This window comes from Vibrio sp. A1-1 (assembly GCF_021728175.1).
In the GTDB taxonomy this organism is placed as follows: domain Bacteria; phylum Pseudomonadota; class Gammaproteobacteria; order Enterobacterales; family Vibrionaceae; genus Vibrio; species Vibrio diabolicus.
Window position 1 is genome coordinate 125,211 of record NZ_JAKKCL010000002.1, and the last position, 14,616, is coordinate 139,826.

Here is a 14,616-nt window from a genome sequence, read left to right on the forward strand (position 1 = left end):
ATTTCCTTGAGAGAAAAGCCGCTAAGTCACTGTTTTATAAAACACTAAAGCACATATTAAATTGGGGTATATACTCTTTGAATGGAGAGAAATCATTCGGAGGCTATATGAAAAAATACGTCAAGCTAGGTATGCTGCTCATCATGTCTTGTATTGTTATGCTTAGCGGCTGTACCTCACCTAACCCGTACGGAGATGCATACGGCTCTTCAGACACACGCAAAGTTCAGCAGGTTTACTACGGAACGATTGAAAAAGTTGAACCAGTAACCATTGATGCCTCTACCCAATCCAACGCCATAGGCACAATCGCTGGTGCCGCCGTGGGTGGTATATTAGGCTCAAAAGTCGGGGGCGGCTCTGGCTCGGATATCGCAGCTATTGGTGGTGGTCTGCTGGGTGGTTATGCCGGCAGTAAAGCCGCTGAAGCAACCGCGAAACGAAATGGTGTGAATCTGACCATTCGCTTAGAGGATGGAAAAATAATCTCTGTCGTTCAAGAAGCAAACCCAAACATGATTTTTCAGCCAGGCCAAGCGGTTCAAATCAACATGTCTGGTAATGACGCAAGGGTTGTACCTCGCTAATTTGAACACGATGACTCCGTTCCATTGGTCTGCTGTTTTGTTTCAAAGAGCTTAATCCGCGCAAGCGTACATTGCTTACTTATCGGCTTGCGCGATTCTATTTGTATCAAGTTTGATCGTCGTCAATGGAACATCAATCTCCCACACCTTTCGATGTTCAAATGACATCAAGTTGCTAGCATGAGCCCATTCCAGATAACTTTGGGCTTGTTATGACTCCGACTGTTGACCACGTACTCCTTAATATCGCGCTAAACCTCAGCTCTAATCGCTCTCACGAACAACAATATCAAAACCTCATTGATGGGGTCGCGCAAGTATTCCCATGTGATGCGAGCTGCCTGTTTATCTTCGATGAGGATGGGTTTCTGACTCCTGTCGCGGTAAAAGGCTTATCCAGCTCGGTCTTAGGTCGTCGCTATTTCCCCAAAGCACATCCACGCTTAGATGCCATTATTCATAGCCGTGAACCAGTGCGTTTCGATGCCGATTGTTCACTGCCTGATCCTTTTGACGGCACACTATTAACCGAAAACCAGTGCATTGATGTTCACGATTGCATGGGCTTTAGCTTGTATGTAGAAGGCCAACTTGTTGGCGCACTAACTATGGATGCCCTAACGGTGGGCGCGTTTGATGATATCGATCCTGTCGCTATCGAAACCTTGGCGGCTTTGACCGCTGCAACATTGCGTAACATTGCTCAATTAAAAGCGCTCAAAGCACAAAACCAAAAGCAGAAAAGCGTCACTCAAACCCTTATCCAGCAAGCCCGTTCTCAACATGGCGAAATGGTGGGTTTGAGTCCGCAGATCAACCAGTTACGAAACAACATTGCGACCGTTGCTCAATCAGATTACGCGGTACTTATCACAGGAGAGACCGGTACTGGTAAAGAACTGGTCGCGCACTCGGTGCACGCGCAATCTCATCGTAGCGATAAGCCGATGATTTACGTCAACTGTGCGGCCCTGCCTGAAGGTCTGGCTGAGAGTGAACTGTTTGGCCATGTCAAAGGCGCATTTACAGGAGCTAATAGCCACCGTGCCGGTAAGTTTGAACTGGCAGACGGTGGAACGATTTTCCTTGATGAAGTGGGCGAACTGCCTTTGATTTTGCAGGCAAAATTGCTGCGCGTAATTCAGCAAGGCGAGCTGCAACGTGTGGGTAGCGATCAGCATTTGATGGTCAATGTGCGCATCATCGCCGCGACCAATCGACAGCTGGAAAAAGAAGTCGAAGCTGGCGCATTTCGAGCAGACCTTTTCCACCGTTTAAACGTATTCCCAATCCAAGTTCCCCCACTTCGTGCCCGTGACGGTGATATTCCCGTTTTAGCCGGATATCTGTTAGAAAAGGTACGCCAACAATTTAATGCGCCCAATCTGCACGTTCACCCTAAAGTGTTGACTCAACTGGAGTCTTTACCTTGGTACGGAAACGTACGCGAGCTCGAACACACTTTAACTCGCGCGGCTTTACACGCCATTCAACAAGGTGCGAGCACGATCATGCTTAACCATTTCGACACCTCACTGGCTCTCGATGATGTAAAAAACACATCGCATTATCTGCCTAAAGAAAGCCAGCCAATGCGAGAGCTAATAGAAAGCTATCAGCGTGATTTAATTGAACATGCTTTGAGCCAAACTGGTGGCGTTTGGGCAAAAGCAGCGGAGTTTTTACAAATGGATCGCGGGAACTTATATCGGATGGGTAAAAAGCTCGGGATCAATAAATAACCAACCACAAGAAGCCGATGTAATTAAGACATCAACTGCGTTGTCTTAATTACATCAATCACTTATCTAAAAACGATACAATTAAATATAAATCAATAAGATAACAACTGGCACGCATTCTGCTCTCTAGTGGTCAACATCACGACTATTAAAACAATCACTGGAGAACCCAATATGTTCTGTATTCAATGTGAACAGACAATTCAAACCCCTGCTGTTAAAGGTTGTTCTTTTGCACAAGGCATGTGTGGCAAAACTTCTGAAGTATCAGACCTACAAGACGTGTTGGTTTACACACTGCAAGGGGTTTCTTTTTGGGCATCAAAAGCACTTGAATTCAATATCATTAACGATGAAATCAACCAATGGGCACCAAAAGCATTTTTCTCTACATTGACGAACGTAAACTTCGACCCTGAACGTGTCCTAGAGCTGACTTCTCAAGCTGCAACGTATAAAGCATTGCTAAAAGAGCAAGTGATGTCTGCAGCCACGCTCGCCGATACCGAAGTCGCTGACATTCCTGCGGTTGCTCACTTTGAGCTGCCAAACAGTGCAGAAGCAATCCTGGCATTTGCTCCTCAAGTCGCGGTTAACCGTGGTAAAGACCAACTGCATGAAGATGTTATTGGCCTGCGCCTACTTTGCCTATACGGCCTTAAAGGTGCCGCAGCGTACATGGAGCACGCACGTGTTCTTGATCAAACCAACAACGATATCTATGCCGAATACCATGAAATCATGGCGTGGTTGGGCACAGACCCTGAAGATCTCGGCGAACTACTTGATTGCTCAATGCGCGTCGGCCTGATGAACTACAAAGTGATGGAAATGCTCGACCAAGGTGAAACAATGACCTTCGGCCATCCAGAACCAACCACGGTGAACGTCAAGCCAGTAAAAGGTAAATGTATTCTTGTTTCTGGCCATGATTTGCATGACCTAGAAAAAATCCTGCAACAGACTGAAGGCAAAGGCATCAACGTTTACACCAACGGTGAAATGCTGCCTGCACACGGCTACCCTGAGCTGAAGAAATACCCTCATCTTGTCGGTAACTACGGCAGCGCATGGCAAAACCAACAGAAAGAGTTCGCAAACTTCCCTGGCGCAATCGTAATGACGTCAAACTGCTTGTTGAATCCAAATGTAGGTCAATACGCAGACCGTCTATTCACCCGTAGTATTGTTGGCTGGCCTGGTGTGGCTCACATCGAAGGCGATGATTTTAGCCAAGTGATTGAATGTGCTCTAGCGCAAGACGGTTTCCAACACGATGAAATCGAACACCACATCACGGTTGGTTTTGGTCGCAATGCACTGATGAACGCTGCCCCTGCGGTTATCGACCAAGTGAAGCAAGGCAACATCAAACACTTCTTCCTAGTCGGCGGCTGTGACGGCGATAAAGCGGAACGCAGCTACTACACCGATTTTACGGCTGAAGCGCCAGAAGATACGCTCATCCTGACGTTGGCGTGTGGTAAGTTCCGCTTCAACAAGAATACGTTTGGCGATATCAACGGTATCCCTCGCCTATTGGATGTGGGCCAATGTAACGATGCTTACTCTGCAATCCAGCTTGCACTTGCACTGGCGAAAGAGTTTGACTGTGACATCAATGAACTACCACTCACGCTTGTGCTTTCTTGGTTCGAGCAAAAAGCGATCGTTATCTTGCTAACGCTATTTGCATTGGGCGTGAAAGGCATTTACACAGGCCCTACTGCACCGGCATTCCTAACGCCAAACCTAATCGCCATCATCCAAGAGAAGTTCGATATGCGCAGTATTGGCAATGTTCAGGATGATCTAAAAGCCATCCTAGCAGCCTAATAAACCTGCTTGTTACGCGCCTCCTTACGTGGAGGCGCTATCTATTTCGAACTAAAAATAGCCACAACCAAAGAGATTGTTATGTTTTTTGAATGGCAAGGTAACCAACCCGTCACACTCCGTTGCATAGACAAATACTTCGAAACACACGACACCGTCAGCATCAAATTGGCTGAACTAACCGAGTCACTTCTGTTTCAGTTTAAGCCTGGCCAGTTTATTAACTTGGGCGTGGAAATTGATGGAAAAATGGAGTTTCGTGCCTATTCAATCAGCTCGATCAATGAAGACGATCACCTTCAACTCACCATCAAACGAGTATCTGGCGGTAAAGTATCGAACTACATCGTTGACTCGCTGCTGCTCGGTGATACTGTTCAAGCATTACCACCAGCAGGAGAATTTAACTGCATTGACCACCCACCCGTGTTATGTGATGGCGAAACAAAAGCCTTGCTTATCAGTGCAGGTTGCGGCGTCACGCCCGTATTTTCGATGGCAAAACACTGGCTGAGCAATCAAGATGAAAACGACAACGATGTGGACATCACATTTCTTCATATCGCACGCAGCCCAGAAGAGACGATTTACTACGATCAACTAGAAACGTTCGACGCTGTGTATCCCAATTTCCATTTAAAGCTGTTGCTGAAAAACCGCGAAGGAACGTCACACCCACAAGGTCGTTTGAATGCCGACTGGCTTAAAGAGCTTGTTCCTGATTTCAAACAGCGCACCGTTTACCTGTGTGGTCCAAGCCAGTTCATGCAAGATGTTCACGGCTATTTGAATGACCTTGGCTTTGACATGAAGAACTTCTACCAAGAGAGTTTTACGCCTGCGACTGGCGCAGAAACATCGGTCTCCGATGAAGTTGTTCGAGTTTCTGTTCCTGACTTTGCTCAAACCATCGATGCGCAAAAAGGTCAGATACTGGCCGATGTGCTTGAAGGCGCAGGTTTACCATTAATCGTCGCTTGTCGTAGCGGCATTTGTGGCTCGTGCAAATGCAAGGTTCGTCAAGGCAGCGTCTCTTCCACCAGCCTAGAAACATTAACGCCAGAAGAAATTGAACAAGGCTATGTGCTCGCCTGCTCATCAACCATCGAAGCGGATCTTGAAGTGCAGATCGGTTAATGCTGCTGGTATCGATCTTTTATTGTTTCCCGTCATTCCGACGAGCCTAGGCGAGAGCAGGAATCTAATATCAGCGTGTTAGGAATAACTCACTCTGAGAATAGACTCTGAATCACACTCCTGTCTCGCTATTCAGATTGACAGGGTATCGCGGAAATGCCAGCCGTACTCAAACGGCTGGTATTATAGATAGGTACAACTTTCGTTTCGTCGTCATTACTTCTCGCTAAATAACAGCACTTTCAATGCTGCTTCGCTGTCTACGTCCATAAACTCAGGTGGGTTATCCAGACGCTCACGGAATGTCAACTCTGGCGCTTCTTCTTTCATGCTTTCAATCAAGAAGTCGCTTGTCACAGATGGTGAGTTCACACATGCCATCACTTGACCACCGTCTGCCAACAAATCCGGCAACCGACGTAAAATCTTTTTGTAGTCTTTAGTAAGCGCAAAGCTGCCTTTCTGGAATGAAGGCGGATCGATAATGATCAAGTCATACTGACCAGATTTCTTAATCTTACCCCACGATTTAAAGATATCGTGCCCCATAAAGCTTACCTGGTTGATGTTATGACCATTTAGCTTGTGGTTCTCACGACCTTTAGACAGCGACGCTTTCGCCATGTCGACGTTAACCACTTTATCCGCGCCACCCGCAATGGCAGCGATAGAAAAGCCACACGTGTAAGCAAACAAGTTAAGCACGTTTTTATGCTTCGCATTTTCCCGTACCCAATCACGACCGTAGCGCATGTCCAAAAACAGACCGAAGTTTTGGTTGCGGCCAATATCCAATTGGTATTTCAAACCGCTTTCTTCAACGACAGGGCGAGCGTCTAATTCACCAACAAGCACTTCTGAAGGCGCACCATCGGCATAACGGTGCTGAAGAACCATAGTGCGACCTTGCTTGTCTGTCCACAGTTGTGATTGTGCCAACGCATTAAGGCCGCTTTTCAGCTCAGCGAGAAACGCGTCGTCGACTTCTTTAAACAAATTGATAATCAACTGACCTTGTAACCAATCACAGGTGATTTGCTCTAGGCCCTCAAAACGGCGGCCACGACCATGAAACAGTCGACGAATTTCATTCGGAGCTTGCGCGAGCTCGGTTTCTAGATGCTGAAAGAACAGCGGAAGTTGTGATGCTTGCATCGAGTTCTCTTATTAGTTTTCTTTGTGACGGTTATTTGATCGTAGGCCAGTTCAGCTCCCAAGGGGAAAGCCAAGTATCCAAGCCCTGAGAGACTATTTCACTGTGCCATTTGCTACCCAGCACTTGGTATTCTCGTGGATCGCAAACAAAGCGATATTGCTCATCTCGGTATTGGAAGCAAAGTGAAAATGCATGCAGATAACCGCGATCAGCCTCATTGCCTGCATTGTAAATCGGGTCGCCAACAATACCTGAGCCAACCGATTTTAATGCCACGCGGATTTGATGCGTTTTACCAGTGTGTGGCTTACATAAAAATAGGCGCTCTCCGGGCTCTGCCGCAAGAGAGAAAAACTGGGTGACGGCTGGGTTGTTTTTGCTGTTGACCAGCTTCCATGATGAACGGCGCGAACGCTCCATATCACCAACGACCAAACCTTGTTTCTTTTTCGGCTTTTTAGAGCCAATCGCCAGATAGAACTTTTCCACTTGGCGGTCAGCGAAGGCTTGCGATAACGCACTGGCCGCTTTGGCGTTGCGTCCGAGGAGCAGAATACCCGATGTCATTTTATCCAAGCGATGGATAAGATAGAGCTGCTCATCACCACTCTGCTTAGCCACTTCTTGCAGCAGCATTGTGTCGCCATCGTCTTTATGAACAGAGACGTTGGGATGCTTATTGATGATCAGAAAATCGGGATGGGTATGTAGAATATCGAACATAAAAAACTGGCTCCACGTTTGGAGCCAGCAGTATACATAAGTTATCGGACAAAGCTATCGAGGCTTGCCCCAAGGCCTGAGCTAGAGCTTTCTAGAGAAAATACCAGCAAGACCAATGATTGCGATACCCAGCAGCATGATTTCACCTTTGCCACTGTCAAAGCCAGACTTAATCCCCATGAAGGCAACAATAGCAATCGCAACAGGAATCAGGTATTTAACTAAGTTGTACCACAATCCAAATAGCTGGAAAGATACTTCGCCGTCATTAGTGATCTCTTTTTCTAGCTCAGCACGGCTTAGGCGCCATCCAGCAAAGATACAAACCAACATACCACCAACCGCTAAGAAGATTTTGTCCGTTAGCAAGTCGAAGATATCAAAGGCACCGGTACCAAACAGCGTTGGTCCCATTCCACCTAACGATAGTGACGCAAAAATACATAATGCCGCCATAACTGCACTTGCAGACAGAACAGCGTTAGAGCGCTTCATGCCTTTCTCATCGATTAGGTAAGACACGACAACTTCCAATAGTGATACTGAAGAAGTTAATGCCGCCACCGTCAAGCCGATGAAAAATAGCAACGCGAATAGCAACCCAATCACACCGCCCATTTCAGCAAATAGCTGAGGAACGACAACGAATACAAGACCAGGGCCTGCTGCAGGCTCCATGCCAAAGGCAAACATTGCTGGGAACATAGCAACACCAGCAAGAATCGCGACACCTGTATCCATCGCAGTAACCATACCGGTTGTTTGAACTAGGTTCTCTTTCTTCTTCAGGTAAGAACCGTACGTCATCATACAACCCATACCTAAGCTAAGTGAGAAGAACGCCTGCCCTAGTGCAGCAAGAACCACGTTGCTGTCGACTTTAGAAAAGTCCGGCATGAATAAGAACTCAAGGCCAGCCATTGCACCTGGCAGCATCAAGCCTTTAACAGAAACAACGATTAGGATTAAGAACAGAAGCGGCATCAGAACCTTACCGGCTTTCTCAATACCACCCGAAATCCCTTTCATCACAATCATGACGTTAAGGAACAGGTAAACACCCATCCACATTAAAGGTTGAATCGGATCTGAGATGAAACCGCCAAAGCTGTCACCAATTGCTTCTGGCGCGCTGAGTAGACCACCGCCCACTTTAAAGATGTAGGCCAATGCCCAACCACCAACCACTGGGTAGAAGCCCATGATCAAAAGACCACTGAAGACTCCCATAACGCCAGTGAACGTCCAGCGTCGGTCAGTTGTTTTGAATGCACCTACGGCAGAAAGACCTGTCTTACGACCAATAGCGAACTCTGTCAGCATCACGCTAAAGCCGATAAAAATAACAAAGATAAGGTAGATAGCAACGAATGCACCGCCGCCACTCTCACCCGCTGTGTAAGGGAATTTCCATATATTGCCTAAACCGACAGCGGAACCCGCTGCTGCCATTACGAAGCCTAGTTTAGACCCCCACGTATCACGTGGTGCTGCTGTATTAGTTGTAGCCACGCTTTTTCTCCAAAATTAGTTTGTTGTGTATGCATAGAGATAGGCGCCTAAAAAGTTTATGTAAAAATTATTGTACACTTATAAAATAAGCGTTCGACGCACTATGTCTAGAAAGTAAAGCAGCTCCCCTTTAAAATTGGAACCCCAAAAAAGTACATTTATCGCACAAGTGTCGAGTTACGCAGGTTAAATGCTGCTTTTTTGTTCAAAAGTTAAAGAATGGCCTTATTTTTCACATTAAAATAACAGAATCAGCTGTTATGACATTCGTTCCTCATATAAGGTCAATCCCACGTCTAAATGGGAAATCTATTCCCCCAACCCACTTTTATGCTTAATATCCTAGAAGGGCATATTACTCTGAGCGTATATGGACAAGTTTTATCACTTTCTTACTTTAGCTGGCATCGGGCTATATTGGTTACTGGTCGCAGGTGTGACCATTCGTGTCGTTTTAAAGCGCCGTGCAGTGAGCGTGTCTTTAGCTTGGCTAATGATCATTTATATCCTTCCCGTTCTGGGTGTCGCGTGTTATTTCCTCTTCGGTGAACTGAACTTAGGCAGAAAACGGGCCGAACGCGCAAAAGAGATGTTTACACCATTCGAGAAGTGGTTCAGTCAGTTGAACGACTGTAACGCGCACAACCCAGAAACGATGGGAAGGCACATCTACCGAATTGATGAACTTTGTAACAACCGCCTTGGTCTTCCCGCATTGAGCGGTAATACATTGTCGCTGCAACAGTCACCTAATGAGATTTTACATTCCATTATTGAAGACATCGAAAACGCGCAGAGCAGTATTCGAATGGTATTCTACATTTGGCATCCAGGTGGTTTGGCTGACTCTGTCGCTTCTGCACTTATCCAAGCGGCTAAACGCGGCGTAGATGTCAAACTATTGCTCGATTCAGCAGGTAGTCCACGTTTTTTCAGAAGTCCTTGGTATCGAATGATGCAGGATGCTGGAATTGAAGTTATTCAAGCGCTAGAAGTGAAGATGTGGCGTATTTTCTTACGTCGTCTTGATCTTCGCCAACATCGCAAGATCATCGTAATTGATGATGAAATTGCTTATACAGGTTCAATGAACTTGGTTGACCCGGCTTACTTCAAACAAAACAGTGGCGTCGGGCATTGGGTGGACATCATGGTTCGCATTACGGGACCAACGGTAAACGTATTGAGTGCTATCCACTGTTGGGATTGGGAAGTCGAAACTGGCGAACGTCATTTACCGAGACTACCTGAATGCAAGATCGATGAGAGTGAATTCCAACACCCTATTCAGGTTGTGCCTTCTGGCCCTGGTATGCCGGAATATCTGATCTATCAAGTATTAACATTGGCAATCAACCAAGCCAATCGCTCGGTACGAATTACAACACCATATTTCGTGCCCAATGCAGACTTACTTGAAACGTTAAAGATGACAGCACAACGAGGCATTGATGTTGAACTCATTATTCCACATAAAAATGACTCGATGATGGTGCAATGGGCATCACGCGCGTTTTATAGTGAGCTTTTGTGTGCAGGAGTCAAAATCTATGAGTTTTATGGTGGTTTGCTGCATACGAAATCCGTCGTAATTGACGACCAATTCTGTTTAGTTGGCACCGTAAACATGGATATGCGCAGCTTGTGGCTAAACTTCGAAGTTACCCTCGCCGTTGACGACGAAGAGTTCACGAAGCAAATGTCTTGGTTACAAGATAGCTATATTAAGCAATCTCACACTGTTGTATTGGAAGAATGGGAGAAAAGAAGCCTATTTTCTCGATTCTTAGAGCGAGTGTTCTATCTCTTCAATCCACTCCTCTAATACCTCAAATACACCGACTAAAAAACCTCCAGCGCTTCAAACATCTTGCTGGAGGTTTGTTCTACTTACGTTTTCCACCTTAGCGATACACTCTAAGACTACAACTCAACCTTTCAGCTTTGACGCCTTCACTCGATAATCTCGGCTATTATTGGGTGATAGTTGACTTTTCCCTTGCAAACGTTATGTCGTCCATGTTTTAAATAATCAAAATCGTAATATTTAAGACAGGGAACTTTTATGTCAGAGGGCAAAAAAACCAAGCTCATTACCGCTGGCCGCGATAAAAAGTGGACAAACGGTGTTGTAAACCCACCCGTTCAACGCGCTTCAACCGTGGTATTCAACACGGTTGCAGAGAAGAACCAAGCCACCATGAACCGCACCAATAAAACATTATTTTATGGTCGCCGTGGCACCAACACGCACTTCGCTTTTCAAGATGCAATGGTTGAGATTGAAGGTGGCTCAGGTTGTGCTCTCTACCCTTGTGGCACGGCAGCAATTTCAAATGCGATTCTTTCTTTCGTCGAAACTGGCGATCACATTCTGATGGTGGACACTTGTTACGAACCAACTCGTGATTTTTGTAATACCATCATGAAGAAAATGGGCATCGAAACTACCTATTATGATCCGATGATTGGAGAAGGTATTCGTGATTTGATTCAACCAAATACCAAAGTCCTTTTCCTAGAATCTCCGGGGTCAGTCACAATGGAGGTGCAGGACGTACCAACATTGGCGCGCATCGCTCACGAGCACGATATTATTGTAATGCTTGATAACACATGGGGAGCTGGCGTGAACTTCTCACCATTTGAACATGGTGTCGATATTTCTATTCAAGCCGCCACCAAATACATAGTTGGTCACTCTGATGTAATGTTAGGTACAGCCGTAGCTTCCGAAAAATACTGGCCCCAACTGCGTGAACAAAGCTACTTGATGGGTCAGTGCGTTTCTCCTGACGACGCATACCTAGGCCTTCGTGGCATTCGCACGCTGGATGTTCGCCTAAGACAACACGCAGAAAGTAGCTTGAAAGTCGCCAAGTGGCTAGCTTCTCGTCCGGAAGTTGATCATGTCCGCCATCCAGCTTTGGAATCATGCCCTGGGCATGAGTTTTTCAAACGCGATTTCACTGGCGGAAACGGCTTATTTTCGTTTGTCCTCAAAACGTCTTATCCAAAAGCGACGACGGCTCTGCTTGACGGTATGAAACACTTCAGTATGGGTTATTCTTGGGGCGGGTATGAAAGCCTTATTCTAGCTAACGAACCAAAGAGCTTTAACAGCTTAAGAACCGTAGCGCACCCACACTTTGAGGGCACTTTAGTTCGAATTCATATTGGCTTAGAAGACGTGGATGACTTGATCGCCGATCTAGAGGCTGGTTTTGCACGCTATAACGCGTTAATTTTAGAAAAAGAAGTCTCTCTAAAATAGTAATTGAATCGCCCTGCTTCGCGGGGCGTTTTTATAACTCGCTGACTTAATTAGAATTACCTAACATTCCCACCACCTATTCGTTAATGTTAATCATTTGTGTTGTTTTTCAATTGAGCAGTCACAGAATGAAATAATGTGCCACAAATAGGCTTTCCAAATTTAGAGTTTCTCTCCTACTTTTTATCATTCATAAGAGGTCATACCACAAGGAGATAGTTTTGAAACTCAAATTCATAGCGCTAATGCTTTTTACCTTAATTACCGTCCCAATAACCTCCGTACACGCCGCAACGGGTTATACCCAAACCAAGTATCCGATTGTTCTGGTTCATGGATTATTTGGTTTTGATACCCTCGCAGGCGTAGATTACTTTTTCGGAATACCACATTCCTTAACGAAAGACGGCGCTAAAGTTTATGTAGCGCAGGTATCCGCGACCAACAGCAGCGAAGTTAGAGGGGAACAACTGCTTGCTCAAGTAGAAACCTTACTTGCTGCAACAGGCGCAGAGAAAGTCAATCTCATCGGTCACAGTCATGGTGGTCCCACAACGCGCTATGTTGCCTCTGTCCGTCCAGACCTAGTTGCATCAGTTACGAGTATCGGCGGCGTTAATAAAGGGTCTAAAGTGGCAGATTTAGTTCGTGGCACCGTATCTGAGGGTTCTGGTAGTGAGCAGCTCGCGGTAAAACTGGCGCAAGGCTTAACCACTCTTATTAATCTTCTATCAGGCGGTTCTGATCTCGACCAAGACCCTTTAGCCTCATTAGCAGCCTTGACCACGGAAGGCTCATTGGCGTTTAACCAGCACTACCCAGAGGGAGTGCCTACTAGCGAATGTGGTAATGGCGACTTGCTAGCTTCAAATGGCGTTTATTACTACTCATGGACCGGATCATCCACTTTTACAAACGTTTTCGATCCGACTGACGCTGCCATGATGGTACTTGGCTTAGCCTTTGATGGGCCGAATGATGGCTTAGTTGGTGCGTGCAGCACACATTTGGGCAAAGTCATACGTGATGATTATCAAATGAACCATTTGGATGAAATTAACGGCCTACTCGGTATTCATCATCTTTTTGAAACCGATCCAGTCACGCTTTATCGCCAACATGCAAATCGTCTCAAACTTCAAGGTTTATAAGAGGTCATGACAATGAAGAAAGTCGCTCTCACCACTTTTATCCTGCTCTCGATGTTTGGCGTGGGAGCGCTTTCTCTGTTGCAAAGCGACAAACAACAAGAGATAACCCCTAACCATTCGCAATCTCAGCAAGATATAGCCGCCGATGTCTCTTCCCCAAAAGACTTCTTCGAATATTCTCTTAGCCGGCTGGGCGAAGAAGATCTCGATACGATCAAAGCGGAAGTCAATGAAGACACTTTAGCAAAACAAACACTGAATATTGATGCCAAACTCTTCCAGACCTACCTTTCCTACAAGCAAGCGCTCTCTGCATTAGAGCCTTTTGACCACAACCAACTAACGCTTGAACAGTTAACCATGCTGAATGAAGCAATACTGAACTTGCAGCTTCAATACTTTAGCGAGGTGCAGATAACCCAATTGTTTGACGAAGAAAACCGACTTCGCCAACTTGCATTAGAAAAGCTGACGATTAAAAAACAGGCATCGGATATCGAGAGTCAGACACACCTTCTCAATCAAGCGTTATCAGAACAACCGGATTACATACGAGAAAGTGAACGCAATAACGCATTGGCAGAGCAGCTCGAGCAAGCTTCTCAGCTTGATTCACAAGACAAGTACATCGCCCGTGTTGCTCTGGTAGGAGACGCTGGAGCGCAAAGGCTGCAAAAGCTTGATGAGCAAAGAGCATCATTTGAGACTCAACTCGCCACTTACTTAAAACAGCGTCAAGATATTCTGAATAGGGATTTTCTAGGGCAAGATGAAAAACAGGCAGAAATCATTGCTTTAAGAAAACAAAGCTTCGATGCTACTCAATGGCGTCGAATCGAAGCTTTGGAACGTATTCATGATAGCCAGAACTAACAACATTAGCTTAATAGCCAAACGTTACTTATTCTGCTTTTTAGGACATCCAACGATATGGTCATCCACCATGCCGACGGCTTGCATGAAAGCATAACAGATGGTTTCACCGACAAACTTGAAGCCTTTCTTTTTTAGGAATTTACTCATGGCTTTGGATTGCTCTGTCGAACCTGGTACGTCACTCATATGTTGCCATTGATTGACGATTGGTTCGCCGTCCACGAACTGCCACAACGCGTCTGATAAACTCCCGTATTCAGCAATTAACGCTTTGGCCGCTTTGGCATTACTGAAAACCGAGTTAATCTTTCCGCGATGCCTTACAACATCGAAGTTTTCCACGATGTATTCAGCGCGTTCTTCATTTCTTTGTTCCAACGCATCTAGGTCGTAGTTCTCGAACGCTTCTCTATATCCTTCGCGCTTTTTAAGAATGGTGATCCAACTAAGCCCAGCTTGTGCACCTTCCAACGTAATAAATTCAAACAGGACTTGGTCGTCATATACTGGCACGCCCCATTCGGAATCATGATATTCGCGCTCTAATGGGTGATTCATCGCCCACGCACACGTTTTTTGTTCTGTCATTATTCTTCCTTAAAAAGCGCCTCTAACTGATGAG

General features: G+C 45.8%; 12 protein-coding genes. 8 read left to right on the plus strand and 4 right to left on the minus strand.

The window, feature by feature from the left end; all coding sequences use genetic code 11:
* Positions 1–107: 107 nt before the first annotated feature.
* The 4 genes from L3V30_RS04625 to L3V30_RS04640 all read left to right on the plus strand — a co-directional run bounded on the left by L3V30_RS04625 (position 108) and on the right by L3V30_RS04640 (position 5,302).
* Entirely contained in the window at positions 108–587 is a 480-nt protein-coding gene (locus tag L3V30_RS04625; RefSeq protein WP_012841939.1) for a glycine zipper 2TM domain-containing protein, read from the plus strand.
* Between the two features lie 212 nt (positions 588–799).
* Entirely contained in the window at positions 800–2,329 is a 1,530-nt protein-coding gene (gene norR, locus L3V30_RS04630) for a nitric oxide reductase transcriptional regulator NorR (protein WP_237308441.1), read from the plus strand.
* A 174-nt stretch (positions 2,330–2,503) separates the two neighbouring features.
* Positions 2,504–4,165: a hydroxylamine reductase gene (gene hcp / locus L3V30_RS04635; RefSeq protein WP_114322473.1), complete on the plus strand. Its 1,662-nt coding sequence runs from the start codon at positions 2,504–2,506 to the stop codon at positions 4,163–4,165.
* Positions 4,166–4,246: 81 nt separating this feature from the next.
* Positions 4,247–5,302, plus strand: coding sequence for a hybrid-cluster NAD(P)-dependent oxidoreductase (locus L3V30_RS04640; protein WP_237308443.1), 1,056 nt, complete (start codon positions 4,247–4,249; stop codon positions 5,300–5,302).
* A gap of 216 nt (positions 5,303–5,518) precedes the next feature.
* Here L3V30_RS04640 and L3V30_RS04645 read toward each other — a convergent pair whose 3' ends face one another.
* From L3V30_RS04645 to L3V30_RS04655, 3 genes are all read right to left on the minus strand, one after another.
* Positions 5,519–6,457 carry a class I SAM-dependent methyltransferase gene (locus tag L3V30_RS04645; RefSeq protein WP_237308445.1) on the minus strand — a complete coding sequence of 313 codons (939 nt, stop codon included), beginning with the start codon at positions 6,455–6,457 and terminating at the stop codon, positions 5,519–5,521.
* A gap of 31 nt (positions 6,458–6,488) precedes the next feature.
* A complete protein-coding gene (locus L3V30_RS04650) occupies positions 6,489–7,181 on the minus strand; it encodes a TIGR01621 family pseudouridine synthase (RefSeq protein ID WP_021449260.1) in 693 nt (230 codons plus the stop codon).
* An 81-nt stretch (positions 7,182–7,262) separates the two neighbouring features.
* Complete coding sequence (locus L3V30_RS04655) at positions 7,263–8,633, minus strand: sodium-dependent transporter (RefSeq protein ID WP_237308573.1); 1,371 nt, start codon at positions 8,631–8,633, stop codon at positions 7,263–7,265.
* 430 nt (positions 8,634–9,063) lie between these two features.
* On the opposite strand from L3V30_RS04655, the gene cls reads away from it, so the two are divergent.
* From cls to L3V30_RS04675, 4 genes are all read left to right on the plus strand, one after another.
* Positions 9,064–10,518, plus strand: coding sequence for a cardiolipin synthase (gene cls / locus L3V30_RS04660; RefSeq protein WP_005393277.1), 1,455 nt, complete (start codon positions 9,064–9,066; stop codon positions 10,516–10,518).
* Positions 10,519–10,758: 240 nt separating this feature from the next.
* Entirely contained in the window at positions 10,759–11,967 is a 1,209-nt protein-coding gene (locus L3V30_RS04665) for a cystathionine beta-lyase (RefSeq protein WP_085343097.1), read from the plus strand.
* Positions 11,968–12,212: 245 nt separating this feature from the next.
* Complete coding sequence (locus L3V30_RS04670; protein WP_017634669.1) at positions 12,213–13,118, plus strand: triacylglycerol lipase; 906 nt, start codon at positions 12,213–12,215, stop codon at positions 13,116–13,118.
* A 12-nt stretch (positions 13,119–13,130) separates the two neighbouring features.
* Positions 13,131–13,991 carry a lipase secretion chaperone gene (locus tag L3V30_RS04675; RefSeq protein ID WP_237308447.1) on the plus strand — a complete coding sequence of 287 codons (861 nt, stop codon included), beginning with the start codon at positions 13,131–13,133 and terminating at the stop codon, positions 13,989–13,991.
* 24 nt (positions 13,992–14,015) lie between these two features.
* Here the strand turns inward: L3V30_RS04675 and L3V30_RS04680 are convergent, their stop codons facing one another.
* Positions 14,016–14,582: a DNA-3-methyladenine glycosylase I gene (locus tag L3V30_RS04680; RefSeq protein WP_237308449.1), complete on the minus strand. Its 567-nt coding sequence runs from the start codon at positions 14,580–14,582 to the stop codon at positions 14,016–14,018.
* Between the last annotated feature and the right edge of the window lie 34 nt (positions 14,583–14,616).